This window comes from Xenorhabdus hominickii, from assembly GCF_002632725.1.
Lineage (GTDB): Bacteria > Pseudomonadota > Gammaproteobacteria > Enterobacterales > Enterobacteriaceae > Xenorhabdus > Xenorhabdus hominickii.
On record NZ_NJAI01000001.1, the window covers coordinates 1,258,084 to 1,275,240 of the forward strand.

Annotated in this window: 16 protein-coding genes; 11 read left to right on the top strand and 5 right to left on the bottom strand. The window is 45.6% G+C overall.

The window, feature by feature from the left end:
- The first annotated feature begins 156 nt into the window (after positions 1-156).
- Positions 157-534: an adhesion domain-containing protein gene (locus tag Xhom_RS05595; RefSeq protein ID WP_274540176.1), complete on the top strand. Its 378-nt coding sequence runs from the start codon at positions 157-159 to the stop codon at positions 532-534.
- Between the two features lie 98 nt (positions 535-632).
- Here the strand turns inward: Xhom_RS05595 and accC are convergent, their stop codons facing one another.
- From accC to acuI, 4 genes are all read right to left on the bottom strand, one after another.
- On the bottom strand, positions 633-1,982 hold the full coding sequence (gene accC / locus Xhom_RS05600) for an acetyl-CoA carboxylase biotin carboxylase subunit (protein ID WP_069317768.1): 1,350 nt from the start codon (positions 1,980-1,982) through the stop codon (positions 633-635).
- Between the two features lie 11 nt (positions 1,983-1,993).
- Entirely contained in the window at positions 1,994-2,449 is a 456-nt protein-coding gene (gene accB, locus Xhom_RS05605; protein WP_069317769.1) for an acetyl-CoA carboxylase biotin carboxyl carrier protein, read from the bottom strand.
- Between the two features lie 27 nt (positions 2,450-2,476).
- Positions 2,477-2,929: a type II 3-dehydroquinate dehydratase gene (aroQ, locus tag Xhom_RS05610; protein WP_069317770.1), complete on the bottom strand. Its 453-nt coding sequence runs from the start codon at positions 2,927-2,929 to the stop codon at positions 2,477-2,479.
- Between the two features lie 155 nt (positions 2,930-3,084).
- A complete protein-coding gene (gene acuI, locus Xhom_RS05615; protein WP_069317771.1) occupies positions 3,085-4,059 on the bottom strand; it encodes an acrylyl-CoA reductase (NADPH) in 975 nt (324 codons plus the stop codon).
- A gap of 882 nt (positions 4,060-4,941) precedes the next feature.
- Between acuI and mreB the strand changes: the two genes are divergently transcribed.
- The 10 genes from mreB to Xhom_RS05665 all read left to right on the top strand — a co-directional run bounded on the left by mreB (position 4,942) and on the right by Xhom_RS05665 (position 16,897).
- Positions 4,942-5,985 (top strand): rod shape-determining protein MreB, encoded by a 1,044-nt coding sequence (mreB, locus tag Xhom_RS05620; RefSeq protein WP_047768715.1) that lies wholly within the window; start codon positions 4,942-4,944, stop codon positions 5,983-5,985.
- 108 nt (positions 5,986-6,093) lie between these two features.
- On the top strand, positions 6,094-7,152 hold the full coding sequence (gene mreC / locus Xhom_RS05625) for a rod shape-determining protein MreC (protein WP_099139681.1): 1,059 nt from the start codon (positions 6,094-6,096) through the stop codon (positions 7,150-7,152).
- Positions 7,152-7,640, top strand: coding sequence for a rod shape-determining protein MreD (mreD, locus tag Xhom_RS05630; protein WP_069317772.1), 489 nt, complete (start codon positions 7,152-7,154; stop codon positions 7,638-7,640). The genes mreC and mreD overlap by 1 nt, the downstream gene beginning before the upstream one ends.
- Positions 7,641-7,732: 92 nt before the next feature.
- On the top strand, positions 7,733-8,320 hold the full coding sequence (locus Xhom_RS05635) for a Maf family protein (RefSeq protein WP_069317773.1): 588 nt from the start codon (positions 7,733-7,735) through the stop codon (positions 8,318-8,320).
- The gene (gene rng, locus Xhom_RS05640) at positions 8,317-9,786 is read left to right on the top strand and encodes a ribonuclease G (RefSeq protein WP_069317774.1); all 1,470 of its coding nucleotides are present in this window, start codon (positions 8,317-8,319) and stop codon (positions 9,784-9,786) included. The genes Xhom_RS05635 and rng overlap by 4 nt, the downstream gene beginning before the upstream one ends.
- A 60-nt stretch (positions 9,787-9,846) precedes the next feature.
- The gene (yhdP, locus tag Xhom_RS05645; protein WP_069317775.1) at positions 9,847-13,680 is read left to right on the top strand and encodes an AsmA2 domain-containing protein YhdP; all 3,834 of its coding nucleotides are present in this window, start codon (positions 9,847-9,849) and stop codon (positions 13,678-13,680) included.
- Entirely contained in the window at positions 13,677-14,525 is an 849-nt protein-coding gene (nit1, locus tag Xhom_RS05650) for a deaminated glutathione amidase (RefSeq protein ID WP_069317776.1), read from the top strand. The genes yhdP and nit1 overlap by 4 nt, the downstream gene beginning before the upstream one ends.
- A gap of 18 nt (positions 14,526-14,543) precedes the next feature.
- Complete coding sequence (gene tldD / locus Xhom_RS05655) at positions 14,544-15,989, top strand: metalloprotease TldD (RefSeq protein WP_069317777.1); 1,446 nt, start codon at positions 14,544-14,546, stop codon at positions 15,987-15,989.
- A 166-nt stretch (positions 15,990-16,155) separates the two neighbouring features.
- Positions 16,156-16,626 carry a ribonuclease domain-containing protein gene (locus Xhom_RS05660; RefSeq protein WP_069318547.1) on the top strand — a complete coding sequence of 157 codons (471 nt, stop codon included), beginning with the start codon at positions 16,156-16,158 and terminating at the stop codon, positions 16,624-16,626.
- A 4-nt stretch (positions 16,627-16,630) separates the two neighbouring features.
- Positions 16,631-16,897, top strand: coding sequence for a barstar family protein (locus Xhom_RS05665; RefSeq protein WP_069317778.1), 267 nt, complete (start codon positions 16,631-16,633; stop codon positions 16,895-16,897).
- A gap of 62 nt (positions 16,898-16,959) precedes the next feature.
- On the opposite strand, the gene Xhom_RS05670 is transcribed toward Xhom_RS05665, so the two are convergent.
- Positions 16,960-17,157 (bottom strand): IS1 family transposase (locus tag Xhom_RS05670; protein WP_244590771.1); only part of this gene is annotated, 198 nt, incomplete at its 5' end.

The following is a 17,157-nucleotide window of genomic DNA, read 5'->3' on the forward strand; positions in this document are numbered from 1 at the left end:
GCGTCCAGCCGTATCCGGATGGATCTTCAATAATTGACCGATTTCGCGAAAGGTTTTTTTCTCTTGGCGAAATCGAATAGCTTGCTGCCTCAGCAGCTCCAGTTGCTCAATCGTGAGCTTGCGTGCATCTGTTTTCATTGACACAGTATATCAGATATAAATAGCCGCCGAGTTAATAACAAGTTTGCACGGCCGTTACTGTTAGATGAAGCAATAGGCCGCTATCCAGATATGCCAATAGTCGGGCATGAGGAAAGCAATGAATATTGGGCAAGATACGATCATAAAAATTTTGCAGCTCACTGTAGTGGAAACATGAGAATGCCACAAATAGGAGAATTGGTAGAGTTGGGTAATCTCGTAAAGAATACAAATGAATTTACTGGTACATACGGTTGGCCCACCATTAATTACTACTATCGTTCAGATACACGCTATGGTGGAGTTGTGAAAAGAAGTTACAATCTGGCGATGAAAAAGGAAGGCAAAAACGGGCCAAATGATAAGATATATGCTTCTTGTATTATAAATTGAATGATTTTGTGTCTTTAGGCATAAATAAAAATCCCATCTGTAAAAGATGGGATTTGCTTCGCTTAAACTAACAAATTCTGAATGAGAACTCAGGAACTTTATTTTTCCTGCAAGCCCAGTTTCTTTTCCAGATAGTGGATATTGGTTCCGCCTTTCTGGAAGTTTTCGTCATTCATAATGGCCAGTTGCAGGTCGATATTGGTCTTGATGCCATCAATGATCAACTCTGCCAGCGCATTCTTCATACGTGCAATCGCTACTTCACGGGTTTCGCCGTAAGTGATCAACTTACCAATCATGGAATCATAGTAAGGTGGTACGGTATATCCCGCGTAGATATGGGATTCCCAGCGCACGCCAAACCCGCCCGGCGAGTGGAAGTGAGTAATTTTACCCGGACTTGGCAGGAAGGTTTTTGGATCTTCCGCATTGATACGGCATTCGATCGCATGGCCGTTAATTTCGACATCTTCCTGCTTGATGGACAGCGGCAGGCCAGAAGCGATACGGAGCTGTTCTTTAATCAAATCAATACCGGTGATCATTTCTGTCACTGGGTGCTCAACCTGAATACGGGTATTCATCTCGATAAAGTAGAATTCACCGTTTTCGTACAGGAATTCAAACGTACCCGCTCCGCGATAGCCGATTTCGATACAGGCAGTGGAACAACGTTCACCGATGCTGCGGCGCAGTTCTGGTGAAATGCCCGGTGCTGGTGCTTCTTCCACCACTTTCTGGTGACGGCGCTGCATGGAGCAGTCACGTTCAGCCAGATAGAGAGCATGGCCCTGACCATCCGCCAATACCTGAATTTCAACGTGACGTGGATTTTCAAGGAATTTTTCCATGTATACCATGTCGTTGCTGAAAGCCGCTTTGGCTTCTGCACGGGTCATGGCGATGGATTGCTCCAGATCTTTATCGCAGCGTACAACGCGCATACCACGACCGCCACCGCCGCCAGAGGCCTTGATAATCACAGGATAGCCGATGCGGTTTGCAATCGTTCTATTTTTCTCTGCATCGTCACCTAATGGGCCATCAGAGCCAGGCACGCAAGGTACGCCGGCTTTTTTCATCGCCTTGATAGCGGAAACTTTATCGCCCATCAGGCGGATAGTATCTGCTTTCGGACCGATGAAGATAAAACCGGAACGTTCAACTTGTTCAGCAAAGTCGGCGTTTTCAGACAGGAAACCATAACCGGGATGGATTGCCTGTGCACAGGTGATTTCTGCCGCAGAAATAATGGCCGGAATGTTCAGGTAACTTTTTGCTGATGCAGCAGGGCCGATGCAGACGGTTTCATCCGCCAGCAAGACGTGCTTCAGGTCACGGTCTGCCGCAGAGTGAACAGCAACAGTTTTGATCCCAAGTTCCTTACAAGCTCTCAGGATACGCAGTGCAATTTCACCACGGTTAGCAATGACAATTTTTTCAAGCATGGGACGCCTCGTTATTCGATGACAACCAGTGGCTCGTCGAATTCAACAGGTTGACCGTCTTGAACCAGAATGGCTTTAACAACGCCAGTTTTGTCAGCTTCGATCTGGTTCATCATTTTCATCGCTTCAACGATGCACAGGGTTTCGCCCTGATTTACATGTTGGCCGACTTCGATGAAAGCTTTCGCATCAGGGCTTGGTGAACGGTAGAATGTACCGACCATTGGGGAGCGAACAATGTGACCACTAATTTCCGCTGGTTTGTCAGCGGCGATAGACGCTACTGGAGCAGCCGCTTGCACAGGCTGTTGAATTGGTGCAGAAATATATTGCTGAGTCATAGGCATCGCTGGAGCTGCCGCTGTGCGACTAATACGTACTGATTCTTCGCCTTCAGAAATTTCCAGTTCAGAAATGCCAGATTCTTCAACCAGCTCGATCAGTTTTTTTATCTTACGAATATCCATGAGTTTGGTTCCGTACTTTTAAGTCAATTAGTTGGATGTTGACAAGCGGTTGACCGCTGCCTGTAATGCGAAACTATAACCATCGGCGCCCAATCCGCAGATTACGCCCACTGCAATATCAGAAAGATATGAGTGGTGGCGGAATGGTTCGCGGGCATATACATTCGAGAGGTGAATCTCAATAAATGGGATATCTACCGCCAGAAGTGCGTCGCGCAGTGCCACGCTGGTATGCGTGAAGGCCGCAGGGTTGATCAAAATAAAATCAGTGTTTCCCCGCGCCGAATGAATTCTCTCAATCAGTTCAGATTCTGCGTTCGATTGCAGATGAGATAATTTGACTCCCGATTGGTGAGCTTCTTTTGACAGTTTGTTAACGATGTCCTCAAGCGTTAATTTGCCGTAGGTCTCTGGCTCTCGTGTTCCCAACAGATTCAGGTTGGGGCCATTCAAGAGTAAAATGCGAAACTTGTCTGCCATTGTGCGGGTATCTCCGGCAATCTGTCAACAATCGACCAAGATAACTCGATGTCAACGGTTTGTCATCTCTTTCTGATATCTATATTTGTAAATTTGGCGATGAAGCCCGACATTATAAACATATCGTGGCATTTAGCAGCTAAATACTGGTCTTATCAGCTCACCTTAACGACTGTTCTGCCGATAATCTGATTTTTTATCAACTTATTGGCGTGTTCGATAACCTGATCTAACGCAATTTCACTGCCAGCCTGTTGGTAAAAAGAATCTGGCAGTAATTTTTGTAATCTTTGCCAGATAGCCGGGCGTTTTGCTGAAGGAACCGTCACGGATTCTACGCCTTGTAAACGAATATTGCGCAGGATAAAAGGCATCACGGTAGCCGGCAGGTGGATATCACTCGCCATACCACAGGCGGCTACCGTACCGTTGTATTGTACTTGGGCTAATAAGGTCGCGAGTACTGTACCGCCAACAGTATCAATGACTCCCGTCCAACGCTGTTTTTCTAATGGACGTGAGGGTTGGTTAAAGTCACTGACGGGCAGAATGTCTTTTGCACCCAATGAGAGCAGATAATCTCGATTATCGGGTCTGCTGCTGATCGCAACGACGGAATAACCCAACTGTGACAGTAAAGTAATCGCTGTACTACCAACACCACCACTGGCGCCAGTCACGGCAATATCTCCGCTTTCTGGCGTCACGCCTCCTTGTTCCAATGCCATGACACACAGCATGGCAGTAAAACCTGCTGTGCCGATAATCATTGCTTGCCTGCTACTTAATGCTTGTGGCAAGGGTGTTAACCATTCACCAGACACTCTCGCCTGTTCAGCCAAACCACCCCAGTACGTTTCTCCCACTCCCCAGCCTGTTAGCAAAACATGTTGGCCGATATGAAAGCGCGGATCTTCGGAATGATGTACAACACCGGCAAAGTCGATCCCCGGTACCATCGGAAATTGACGAATAATTTTCCCTTTGCCGGTAATGGCAAGAGCATCTTTGTAATTGAGTGTTGACCAATGGATATCAACAATGACATCCCCGTCTGGTAACTGAGAGGTATCTATGTCCCGAATGGATGCAGATAATGTTTCGTGTTGGTCAAGTAATAAGGCTTTCATGATCATTCTCCCTTGAGGGTTATCTATCCGATACCATTACCCGTTTGGCATCAACTTCTGGCGTCAATACAATTTGGAAGCAACACAATTTGGTATTAACACAATATAGATAAAATTTTATGAGCAGAAACGAGTAGTCCACAATATTGTGATAGAGAGTGGCAAAACGCCGGTTACTTATTTTTGTTCAGGATGGAACTATAAAAGATAATAATATACAGGATAACAATAAGGAGCTTGATGTTAGTGCTGTCTCAGAATAATCCTTATTTTTGTTAATGAACGTTGGATGTGACGATATTTTCGTAAATTTCCCCCCGATCCTTACCAAGTTAATCTATTACTTTTATACCCCTTACCTTTCAAGTTACCGCTTTGTTGGCTACGCTCACTCAGCCCGGTCACGTAGTTATAACATCCGGTACATAGCTATAAACATAGCGTTAGCCATACTTCCGGGATTCATTCTCTTGCCGCTGTGTCACAATTTGAAATCTGACATGGAGTTTGTAGGAAGAAGAAAATTTTTGAGAAAATACGAATTTTGGTTGAATTTGCTGAAATAATTATAGGTAAGTAAAGGAGCGTTATAAAGCGGAGTGGTAGCATCATAATATACACTATAATGTTGGTTTTTTGGTGTCTTGGGTTCGTTTAGGATTTTGTGATGGTGTTATTGGTGAAATTAGCCCATTTTTATGCAGTTTTTTTCTGCTCCGTTAGAGAAAAGTAACGTAGAATATCGTATTTCTGATGTGAATAACGTAGCCACTTTTATTGAAGTAGTAAAAGTAGTTAATGATGCGCCTTGTCGCTGCTTCATGTGGTTGGTAGAGTAGACGGACAATCTCCGTCCCCAGCTTGCAGGATTATCCTTTCGTTATGTTAAAGAAATTTCGTGGCATGTTTTCCAATGATTTGTCCATTGACTTGGGTACTGCCAATACCCTTATTTATGTCAAAGGTCAGGGAATTGTCTTAGACCAACCTTCTGTTGTTGCGATTCGACAAGATAGGGCTGGTTCTCCAAAAAGCGTTGCAGCCGTAGGGCTGGAAGCAAAACAAATGCTGGGACGTACTCCAGGGAATATTGCAGCTATCCGCCCAATGAAGGATGGGGTTATTGCTGATTTTTATGTCACGGAAAAAATGTTGCAGCATTTTATCAAGCAGGTTCACAATAACAGTTTCATGCGCCCAAGCCCGCGCGTGCTGGTCTGTGTACCTGTCGGAGCGACTCAGGTTGAGCGTCGCGCTATTCGTGAATCTGCCCAAAGTGCAGGTGCCCGTGAGGTATTTTTGATTGAAGAACCAATGGCGGCTGCTATTGGTGCAGGTTTACCCGTTTCCGAAGCGACGGGTTCAATGGTCGTCGATATCGGCGGGGGAACCACCGAGGTTGCTGTTATCTCCCTCAACGGTGTTGTTTATTCTTCGTCTGTTCGTATCGGTGGTGACCGTTTTGATGAAGCCATCATCAATTATGTTCGCCGCAACTATGGCTCCCTGATTGGGGAAGCGACAGCAGAACGTATCAAGCATGGAATTGGTTCTGCTTATCCAACCGATGAAGTCCATGAAATTGAAGTGCGTGGTCGTAACCTTGCTGAAGGTGTACCTCGTAGCTTTACTCTGAATTCAAATGAAATTCTTGAAGCTCTGCAAGAGCCATTAACCGGCATTGTCAGCGCAGTGATGGTGGCTCTGGAACAGTGCCCACCAGAACTGGCTTCCGATATTTCTGAACGAGGTATGGTTCTGACGGGCGGTGGTGCGTTGCTGCGTAATCTTGATCGTCTGCTGATGGAAGAAACAGGTATTCCTGTCATTGTGGCTGAAGATCCGCTCACTTGTGTTGCCCGTGGTGGTGGCAAGGCGCTGGAAATGATCGACATGCATGGTGGCGATCTGTTCAGCGAAGATTGAAAATAACTCTGCGAGCTGGGAGGCGAACCTGTTTTATTGGAGCCTCCTTGCTGATTGTTCAAGGGAGTTATCACTTATGGAACAACACAGCCCAACAATGCGCAATTTATGAAGCCGATTTTCAGCAGAGGGCCTTCTCTGCAATTACGACTCTTTTTCGCTGTTATTATTGCCATTATTCTGATTGTGGTAGACAGCCGTCTCGGTGTTTTTAATAAAGTCCGTAGCTATATGGATACGGCAGTGAGTCCTTTCTATTTTCTTGCCAATGGGCCGCGTCAATTTTTGGATGGTATCTCTGAATCTCTGGCTAGCCGTAACCATCTTGAGTTGGAGAATCGTACTCTACGTAATGAATTACGGTCACAGAACAGTCAATTATTACTGTTGGGGCAACTGAAACAAGAGAATTCCCGTTTGCGCGAATTACTGGGATCGCCACTGCGTAGCGATGAGCACATGATGGTATCGCAGGTGATTTCAGGAGGCATGGATCCTTACCGTGACCAAGCTGTCATTGATAAGGGGGCTAAAGATGGTGTATATGAAGGACAGCCTGTCATCAGCGATCGGGGGGTTGTGGGGCAAGTCATTTCTGTGAGCCAGTTGAGCAGCCGCATATTGCTGATTTGTGATCCAACTCATGCATTGCCCGTGCAGGTACTGCGCAATGATATTCGTGTTATTGCTGGTGGGGCAGGGTGTACGGATGATCTTCAGTTAGAGTCTCTGCCAAGCGATACTGACATTAATGTTGGTGACGTATTGGTGACATCGGGACTCGGGGGGCGTTTCCCGGAAGGTTATCCTGTAGCAGTGGTTTCTTCTGTCAAAATAGATAACCAACGGGCCCAGGCAGTTATTCATGCCCGTCCATTGGCTGAATTACGACGCTTGCGCTATCTGCTGCTATTGTGGGGTGCTGATAACAATCCATCACAGCCATTGCCACCCTCAGAAGTGTACCGAGCGGCCAATGAGCGCCTGATGCAAATGTTACCGCAAGTGCTGCCAAATCCATCAGATGCAAAACCGCCATTTCCGACGTCAGATTCAGGCGAAGAAAAAGAGGCAAAACAAGCGCGGGCAGCAACAGAAGCAGCCAAAAAGCCAGCAACTAAATCGCCACCAACCAAACCGTCACCAACAGCCACAGGAAATCATTAATGAGTCAGTACCATCGTCGAGGATATTGGGTCATTTGGTTATCTTTCCTGATTGCATTAGTGTTGCAAATTATGCCGTGGCCGGAGCAGTTTTTTATGTTTCGGCCTACCTTATTGGCATTGTGCTTAATTTACTGGTTGCTTGCACTCCCTCACCGTGTCAGCGTTGGCACGGGGTTTGTGTTAGGGATCATCACTGACTTATTGCAAGGCAGTGTTCTTGGGGCACATGCCCTGGCATTTAGCACGATCAGTTTTTTGGTCGCCTTTAAGTTCCAGCTTATTCGCAACATGGCGCTCTGGCAGCAAGCCCTGGTTGTGGTGGCGCTTTCAACACTGATGAATCTCTGCATTTTTTTAGCGCATGCTTTGATACCGAAGATGCTCTTCCATCCAGAAGTGTTCTGGAATGCTTTGGTCAATGGTATTCTTTGGCCTTGGCTATTCTTATTAATGCGGAAAATCCGCCGTCAATTTTCAGTTCGTTAAAGGCGGGGGCGGGTTCCTGTATTTAATGAACTGACATTAAGAGCCTATGACAAAAAATAGCCTAACCAGATAGGCTCTAAGGATGATTCACGATGAAAACCATTTACTTAGCTTCTGGCTCACCAAGACGGCGTGAGTTGGTGGAATTGTTAGATTTTAATTTTGAGATTCTGGCACCTCAGGTCGAAGAAAAATGGCGTGAAGGGGAGTCTCCAGAGCAATATGTTACCCGGCTGTCCAGAGAAAAATCACAGGCTGGTGTGGCCATTGCACCATATGATTATCCCGTTCTGGGGGCTGATACCATTGTTGTGCTAAATCACCGTATTTTGGAAAAACCCCGCAATCAACAACATGCCGCCGAAATGCTGACAGCGTTGTCAGGCCAATGCCATCAAGTCATGACATCTGTTGCTTTATCGAACAGCCAACAAGCCTTAAGCGAGCTAATCATTACAGATGTGACATTCCGCCAGTTATCCCAACCGGAAATACAGGAATATATTGCAACTGGGGAGCCGATGGATAAAGCAGGGGCTTATGGCATTCAAGGTAAGGGCGGTTGTTTTGTCAGAAAAATTAATGGCAGTTACCATGCTGTTGTCGGCTTACCTCTAGTGGAAACGTATGAATTAATCACACGATTTTTAGCGTTAGCTGATGGGAATCATTATTCATGACAGCAGAATTATTAGTCAATGTAACGCCATCCGAAACGCGAGTTGCTTATATTGATGGCGGTATTTTGCAAGAAATTCATATTGAACGGGAAGGTAAAAGAGGTATTGTCGGGAATATTTACAAAGGGCGTGTGAGCCGGGTTTTGCCCGGAATGCAGGCGGCATTTGTGGATATCGGGCTGGAAAAAGCTGCTTTTCTGCACGCGTCGGATATTATGCCTCATACTGAATGTATTGCGGGTGAAGAGCGGAAAAATTTCCAGGTCAGAGATATTGCGGAGCTGGTTCATCAGGGACAAGATCTGATTGTACAGGTGGTGAAAGACCCTCTAGGTACAAAAGGCGCCCGTTTGACAACAGATATCACTTTACCGTCACGCTATCTGGTGTTTATGCCGGGGGCATCGCATGTTGGTGTTTCACAGCGAATAGAGAGTGAAGAAGAACGCGAACGCCTGAAAAACATCGTCATGGATTATTGTGATGAGCATGGCGGGTTTATTATCCGTACTGCTGCGGAAGGCGTGGGAGCAGAAGAAATTGCGCAGGATGCGGCCTTTTTGAAGCGCCTGTGGAGCAAAGTGATTGAACGTAAGAAACGTAACATTACCAAAAATAAAATATACGGTGAATTAGCGCTCGCTCAGCGTATTCTGCGTGATTTTGCTGGTGCTTCCCTTGATCGTATTCGAGTCGATTCCCGTCAGACATTTGCACAATTGCAGGAATTCATTGACGAATATATTCCTGAAATGAATGCCAAACTGGAACATTTTCAGGGAAACCAGCCGATATTCGATTTGTATGATGTGGAAAATGAGATTCAGCGGGCTTTGGAGCGCAAAGTAGAATTAAAGTCGGGGGGGTATCTGATCATTGATCAAACGGAAGCTATGACAACCATTGACATTAATACAGGTGCTTTCGTTGGTCATCGCAATCTGGAAGAAACTATTTTTAATACCAACATTGAAGCAGTACAGGCAATTGCCCGGCAATTAAGGCTGCGTAATCTGGGGGGCATCATTATCATTGATTTTATTGATATGACTAATGAAGAGCACCGTCGTCGCGTATTGGCTTCTTTGGAGCTGGTTTTAAGTAAAGATCGCGTGAAAACAACCATTAACGGTTTTTCCCAATTGGGCTTAGTGGAAATGACGCGCAAACGTACACGGGAAAGTATCGAACATATTCTGTGTGATAACTGTCCAACTTGTCAGGGACGTGGCACGGTAAAATCCGTTGAGACGGTATGTTATGAAATTTTGCGTGAAGTTGTGCGTGTCCATCGTGCAATCGCTGCAAATCGTTTTCTGGTTTATGCCTCTCCAGCGGTGAGTGAAGCCCTAAAGGGTGATGAGTCCCACGCATTGGCAGAGGTGGAAATTTTTGTAGGTAAACAGGTCAAAGTGCAAACAGAACAACTTTACAGTCAGGAGCAATTTGACGTTGTTATGATGTAAAACACCTGTTTGCAGAGACTGTTATTTAAATAAATAGCGCTGACAACCAAGGAGAAATGAGTGAGGCGACTGCCGGGAATATTATTAGCGACAGCCGCAATAGCCATTATCATTGTGGCTTTGCTTGTCAGCGGATTGCGTTTTTTTCTGCCACATATCAATGAATATCGTCAGCAATTGGCTGAGAAAATTGCGGCTGTAACAGATATTCCTGTCAATATTGGTTACATCAATGGTCATTGGGAATCGTTTGGCCCCATTCTGGAACTACGTGATATCAGTGCGAAAGCCGAGAATGTCGATATTCAAGCCAGAAAGATAACACTTTCTTTGGATATCTGGCGTTCACTGCTGCAACGGCGTTGGTATTTCCGTGATCTGTCTTTTTATCAGCTCCAAGTGAATTATAATAAGGCACTGTTTGGGAAAGATGACGAAAATCAGCTGGCTGAGCCAGATAGCCTTTCTTCCCTGTTTCTGGAGCAATTCAATAATTTTGACCTGCATGATAGCCACTTAACTTTTCTGACACCATCTGGTGAAAAGGCTGATCTGCTTATACCGCAACTGACATGGCTAAATAAAGATAACTGCCACCGGGCACAGGGTAGCGTAAATCTCTCTTCGATTAATGAGCAGAACGGTGTTGTACAGGTGAAGCTTGACCTGAAAGATATAAATGGGGTTCTGGATAATGGTGTCATTTATTTACAAGCCGATGATATCGACATGCGGATGTGGTTAAGCCATTGGTTAAAGGATAATACCGGGCTGGAGAGTGCCCATTTCAGTTTGGCGAGTTGGGTTACCTTGAAAGAAGGACGAATTGATAGAGGACTTCTTCAGCTCAAACAAGGGGAAGCTGACTGGCATGTCGGAAATGAAAAACACCAGCTTGCAGTTAATGATTTACTCTTGCAAATGCGCCGTCAAGGAGAAAGTTGGCTGTTTGCGGCACCTAATCTGGCCAGTTTGAAAACGGACGACCGACAATGGCCTGAGGGAAAGGTTACCGCGCTGTATGCTAAACAATCCTCTCACTATCAAAGTAAAGATCATTGGCGTATTCGTGCCGAAAATATTCAGCTTGAGTATTTGAATGGGATCTTACCAATACTCTCCTTTATGACACCGGATATCGTCAAAGATTGGCAGCACAGACAGCCGAAAGGGATGCTCAATAGTTTTGCCCTCGATATCACGCCAGAACGCCCTGAAGACATGGGAATTCGCCTGAAATGGCAGGATGTGAGCTGGCAACGCTGGAAAGAGCTGCCTTCAGCTAACCATTTTAGTGGCTCGTTGGACAGTAATAATCAGAGGGGAAACCTCAAATTTGAATTGAAAAACAGCATCATCGACTATGGTAGCTGGTTTCAGGCTCCACTCGATATTGCCAGCAGTAAAGGGCAGATTACTTGGAAAAACGATCAGCAGGGTATGACGGTATGGAGCAAAGGGCTGGATTTGCAGGCAAAATCGCTATGGTTTAACGGCGATTTTCATTACCGTCAACGGCAAGGTGAACAGCCGGAGTTGGAAATATTAGCAGGAGCTCGCCTTGATAATGCGGGTGAGGCATGGCGCTATTTTCCCAAGCCACTGATGGGCGAATCCCTAACAGACTATCTGACTGCCTCTTTAATCAAGGGAAAGGTCGATAATGCCACTTTGATTTTCAAGGGTAATCCTCATGACTTCCCATTTGAACAAAATCAGGGCCAGTTTCAGGTCTTTGTTCCCTTGCGTCACGCGACTTTTCAATATCAACCTGACTGGCTAGCCCTATTTGATTTGGATATTGACCTGAATTTCCAAAATAACGGGTTATGGATGCAGGCACCAAAAGCGAGGCTGGGAAAAGTGGGTGCCACCCAAGTTTCGGCGATGATCCCGGATTATGGCGAACAGAAGCTGTTTATCGATGCTGAATTATCCGGCGATGGAAAAGGGATCCATGCTTATTTTAAGCACAGCCCATTGGCGGAGTCGATTGGCAGTGCTCTGGATAGTTTACAACTTGATGGCAAAGTGGATGGCAAACTGCATCTGGATATCCCTTTGGCACAGGGCGAAGTCAACGCGAGTGGTGAAGTAACGCTGAAAGATACGCAATTATTCATTGAGACACTTGATAGCAAGATAGAAAATCTCAGTGGCACATTTCGCTTTGATAATGGTAACTTAAACGGCGATTCACTTTCTGCCAATTGGTTCGGGCAGCCCTTGTCCTTACAGTTCTCCACTCAGGATTTACCAAAACATTATCAGGTTGATGTGAACTTAGGAGCACGTTGGGCGGTGAAGAAACTGCCGAGACTTCCCGCAGAAATCCGCCGTCAATTATCAGGAACGCTGAATTGGCAGGGTAAGGTCAATGTTGAGATACCGGCCCATGATTCATCTCCAAACGATCTAACGTCACGAAATGACGTGAAATACAATGTTGCTGTAAATGCAGATTTGTCACATATCAGCAGTAAGTTACCAGTATTGGATACTGAATCTTTGCGGGAATGGGGGAGCATCGATATTCTTGCTCAGGGTGATGAGAACCAATTCCAGATGAAGGGTTCAATGGGGCAACGCTATGCGTTCAATACCCAATGGATGTTGGAAAAACAACATGTCCGTTTGCAGCGGGGGATTCTGCAAACGGATGGCGAGGGTATTCCGGCGTTGCCGAAGCAATCTCTGTTGGCGTTAAATTTGCCGGCAATTGACGGTGACACATTATTGACATTAATTGAGCCGTTGGATAAAAAATCGTCGACAGAAGCCCGTTTATTATGGCCAAATATCTTTGAAATCTCATTGCCCTCATTGGATATAGGGGGACAACACTGGAATCAGCTCACATTCAATATTATTCAACAAACAGAGGGAATGAATGTGAGTGTCACAGGGGACGAGATTAATGGCAATCTGTTGATGCAAAATCATCGGCCGCTACTGGCTTCAATCAATTATCTTTATTACGCGCCCCAATCAGCGACAGCGCCGCCGGTAGATGCGATTCAATTAACTTCAGATAGATCTTCAGCTCCGAATTATTCCTTGGCTAATTGGCCTGCATTGAATGTCGAGTGTGCAGAATGCTGGATTGCCGGATTAAAACTCGGCAAAGTATCCGCCTCGATCAAGCCAGAAGGCGATTCATTGATTTTGACCAAGGGACAAGTGGAAAACAGCACTGGAAAACTAACATTGTTTGGTCGTTGGTATGAAAATAATACGGGTAGCTATACTCAGCTCAAAGGTAAATTATCCGGAGAAAAATTTGATGATATAGCATCTTATCTGGGGGTTATTGTTCCGATTATTGATGCGCCTTTCACATTTGATTTTAACCTGAATTGGCAGGGTGTTCCGTGGCAGCCTAAGATCGAAACACTTAACGGGACGTTGACGGGCAAGATGAAAAAAGGAGCCATTGCCAAGCTTGGCGGTGGCAGAGCAGGGCAATTATTAAGGCTTATCAGTTTCGATGCCTTGCTGCGTAAATTACAATTGGATTTTAGTGACACATTCGGTAATGATTTCAACTTTGATTCCATTAGTGGTGACGCAACGATAAAAAATGGCGTCATGTATACCGATAACTTCTTCATTGATGGACTAGCGGCGGATATTAATGCCAAAGGTCAAACAGACTTAGTTCGTCGTCAGATCAATATGGAATTGGTGATTACACCAGAGATTTCGACAACGGTGGGAGTAGCGACAGCCTTTGCGGTCAATCCTGTGGCTGGCGCGGCAGTTTTTGCGGCAACAAAAGTATTGGGGCCGCTATGGAACAAGATATCAGTGATTCGCTATCGGGTAACGGGTAGTCTAGAACAGCCTAAAATTGATGAAGTCTTACGTCAGCTTAAGGAGAATAAAGGGTCATGAGAAACGTCAATATTGCACTTTTACAATTATGCAGTGGTACGAATGTTAAACATAATTTAGCGCAAATTGAGCAACAGATTAAGCAACTGCCAGATACCGTAAAACTGGTTCTGACCCCGGAAAATGCGTTATTGTTCGCAGATGCTGATACCTATCGTGCATATGCAGAAACACAGGGAAATGGCCCATTGCAACAGGCCGTGAGTGAAATCGCCCAGCGTTACGGCGTCTGGCTGCTGATTGGTTCTATGCCCATGATCAGCCGGGAAGATCCGACTCGTATCACGAGCAGCAGCCTATTGTTTGATGATCAGGGTGAAATCCGCGCCCGTTACGACAAAATCCACATGTTTGATGTCAACATCAACGATGAACATGGCTCTTATAATGAATCCGCGATTTACCAGCGTGGGGAACACATTACTGTTGTTGATACACCCGTTGGGCGTTTGGGCATGACTATCTGTTATGATCTGCGTTTTCCGGGACTCTTTCAGGCATTGCGTGAACAAGGGGCAGAATTCATCTCCGTCCCTGCTGCTTTCACCCGCCTGACAGGTAAGGCACATTGGGAACCTCTGTTGAGAGCCAGAGCTATCGAAAACCAGTGCATTATCTTGGCACCTGCACAGGTTGGTGTGCACGGGACTCGCAGAACGTGGGGGCATTCAATGGCGGTGAGTGGTTGGGGTGAAGTTATCGAGAAAAATCCCCTGACCGTCAGCGCGTTGCAGCTTAATATCCGACGGGATAGTTTGACTCACATGCGTGAGCAGATCAAAGTGGTGAAACATAATCGCTTCCGTCCACAACTGACTTCTTTGATAAAAAAGAATACAAATTAAAGTAAAAGAGTAATTATTATGAGTTTAACTTATGTCAGTGAACATTTACTGGCTGCTAATAACCTGAATCATCAAGATCTATTCTCTGTACTGGGCCAGTTGGCAGAACGTCGTCTGGACTATGCCGATCTCTATTTCCAGTCCAGTTACCATGAAACATGGGTGTTGGAAGATAGTATCATTAAAGACGGCTCCTATAATATTGATCAAGGCGTTGGTGTCCGAGCGATCAGCGGAGAAAAAACAGGGTTTGCCTACGCGGATCAAATCACGTTGAATGCATTACAACAAAGTGCTCAGGCTGCACGCAGTATCGTGCGGGAATCGGGTAATGGTATTGCGCACACGTTAGGTGCAGTGACAAATAAGGCGCTTTATCCGGCGATTGATCCTTTGAGTAGTATGAGCCGGGAAGAAAAAATTGCTTTACTGCACCGGGTTGATCAAATTTCTCGTGCGGAAGATCCTCGTGTACAGGAAGTCAATGCCAGTCTGACTGGTGTATATGAGCAGGTGTTGGTGGCGGCAACAGACGGCACATTAGCTGCAGATATTCGCCCATTGGTACGCCTTTCTGTCAGCGTATTGGTAGAAGAAAATGGTAAGCGAGAGCATGGTTCCAGTGGCGGTGGTGCTCGTTACGGTTACGAATATTTCCTGCAAACTGAAGATGGCCAAACATTGGCAGAACAATTTGCCCGCGAAGCAGTTCGCATGGCACTGATTAACTTGTCGGCTGTTGCGGCACCAGCAGGTACGATGCCGGTCGTATTGGGTGCGGGTTGGCCGGGAGTTTTGCTGCATGAAGCGGTAGGACATGGTTTGGAAGGCGACTTCAACCGTCGTGGTACTTCTGTCTTCTCCGGTCAGGTAGGGCAAAAAGTGGCATCTGAGTTGTGTACTGTAGTGGATGATGGCACGATGGAAGGACGCCGTGGCTCACTGGCCATTGACGACGAAGGTGTTCCGGGACAATACAACGTGCTGATTGAGAAGGGTATCTTGAAAGGTTATATGCAAGATAAACTCAATGCTCGCTTGATGGGGGTTGCGCCGACGGGTAACGGACGTCGCGAATCCTATGCGCATTTGCCGATGCCACGTATGACTAACACGTACATGCTGGCTGGGCACTCCACACCGGAAGAAATTATTGCCAGTGTAGAACGCGGTTTATATGCCCCGAATTTCGGTGGTGGTCAGGTGGATATTACATCCGGTAAATTTGTTTTTTCCACCTCGGAAGCGTATTTGATCGAAAACGGTAAAATTACCAAACCCGTAAAAGGTGCAACCCTGATTGGCTCCGGTATTGAAGCTATGCAGCAAATTTCGATGGTGGGTAACGATCTCGCTCTCGACAAAGGTGTCGGTGTATGTGGTAAAGAAGGCCAGAGTGTGCCGGTCGGTGTTGGTCAACCAACATTGAAATTGGATAATCTGACCGTAGGTGGAACAGCCTGATAATTTATTGAGTCATCCAGCAGAGATCTAACGGATTTCAAGATACAGTGCTTATATCTTGGGAACAAATCCTCAATCACATAGTTAGTTTAACTATGTGATTGAGGTTAAAGAGCGCAGCCAACAAAGCTGCAATTTAAAAGACGAAGGGATAGCTGAGGTCATCATGAAAAAGATCATACTAGCGGGTATATTACTGATTCTGGCTGTGGGGGTTATCGTTTTTACTAAAGGTATTGAGCCGTTTGGTAGTGATAAATCACCACAACATGTCGTGACCTCAGAAAAAGTGTCTACTCAGCCGATTGATGTTCTGACGGAATATACACGTGTTGCAGATTACCTTCGACAACACCACCAGCTTCCTGATTACTACATCACGAAAAAACAGGCGCGTCACCTCGGTTGGGATTCACGTGAAGGTAACTTGTGCGATGTTTTACCGGGCCGGGCGATTGGTGGTGATAGGTTCTCCAACCGTGAAAAAAAGTTACCGACAAAGCAGGAACGTCACTGGTATGAAGCAGATGTGAATTATCGGTGTGGACACAGAGGCAGCGATAGATTGCTGTACTCTAATGATGGTCTGATTTACCTGACGGTCGATCACTACAATAGTTTTACTCAGCTGGAGTAATGACATGAAAAAGGTGAAATTCGATTTTGATGATATCCCTGGTTTTGCCACTTTTTACCGTAAATTCAAAGAGTGTTTCGAGCTAGGCGATGATTTTGGCGCTAACTTGGATGCATTATGGGATGTGGTTACGGGAGGTATTCCGTTGCCGATTGAAATTAATTTCATCCACTTTACCCCGCAGAAACGAGCGCATTTCGCGGCGTTAGTACTGCTGTTTGAAGAAGCTGAAGAAGAGCTGGAAGGGGAATTACGGTTTAATGTGAATTGAGCCTCCCCCTTTTGGGTCGACTCCACGTTTTTTGGTCATGTATTAAATAGTTAGATTGAATATCAAAAATAGTACTCACGCTCAATAAAAGTTCCTATCACCTTATCGTGCATTTCTTCGGATTTTGAATAACTGATAGTTTTTCTATTCAGTCTTTTTATTCGAGTACGCTGAGTTAAATTCGTTCTCTCTATACGCTGAGTAAACGTCTTTCCAGTCAGGTGATCTTCCTCGGGAAGGTTATCATAAACAACATAATC

Bases quoted from the DNA above. Each gene is read 5' to 3' on its own strand.
- accC (WP_069317768.1), bottom strand. From the start codon at position 1,982: ATGCTTGAAAAAATTGTCATTGCTAACCGTGGTGAAATTGCACTGCGT.
- accB (WP_069317769.1), bottom strand. From the start codon at position 2,449: ATGGATATTCGTAAGATAAAAAAACTGATCGAGCTGGTTGAAGAATCT.
- aroQ (WP_069317770.1), bottom strand. From the start codon at position 2,929: ATGGCAGACAAGTTTCGCATTTTACTCTTGAATGGCCCCAACCTGAAT.
- acuI (WP_069317771.1), bottom strand. From the start codon at position 4,059: ATGAAAGCCTTATTACTTGACCAACACGAAACATTATCTGCATCCATT.
- mreB (WP_047768715.1), top strand. From the start codon at position 4,942: ATGTTAAAGAAATTTCGTGGCATGTTTTCCAATGATTTGTCCATTGAC.
- mreC (WP_099139681.1), top strand. From the start codon at position 6,094: ATGAAGCCGATTTTCAGCAGAGGGCCTTCTCTGCAATTACGACTCTTT.
- mreD (WP_069317772.1), top strand. From the start codon at position 7,152: ATGAGTCAGTACCATCGTCGAGGATATTGGGTCATTTGGTTATCTTTC.
- Xhom_RS05635 (WP_069317773.1), top strand. From the start codon at position 7,733: ATGAAAACCATTTACTTAGCTTCTGGCTCACCAAGACGGCGTGAGTTG.
- rng (WP_069317774.1), top strand. From the start codon at position 8,317: ATGACAGCAGAATTATTAGTCAATGTAACGCCATCCGAAACGCGAGTT.
- nit1 (WP_069317776.1), top strand. From the start codon at position 13,677: ATGAGAAACGTCAATATTGCACTTTTACAATTATGCAGTGGTACGAAT.
- tldD (WP_069317777.1), top strand. From the start codon at position 14,544: ATGAGTTTAACTTATGTCAGTGAACATTTACTGGCTGCTAATAACCTG.
- Xhom_RS05660 (WP_069318547.1), top strand. From the start codon at position 16,156: ATGAAAAAGATCATACTAGCGGGTATATTACTGATTCTGGCTGTGGGG.
- Xhom_RS05665 (WP_069317778.1), top strand. From the start codon at position 16,631: ATGAAAAAGGTGAAATTCGATTTTGATGATATCCCTGGTTTTGCCACT.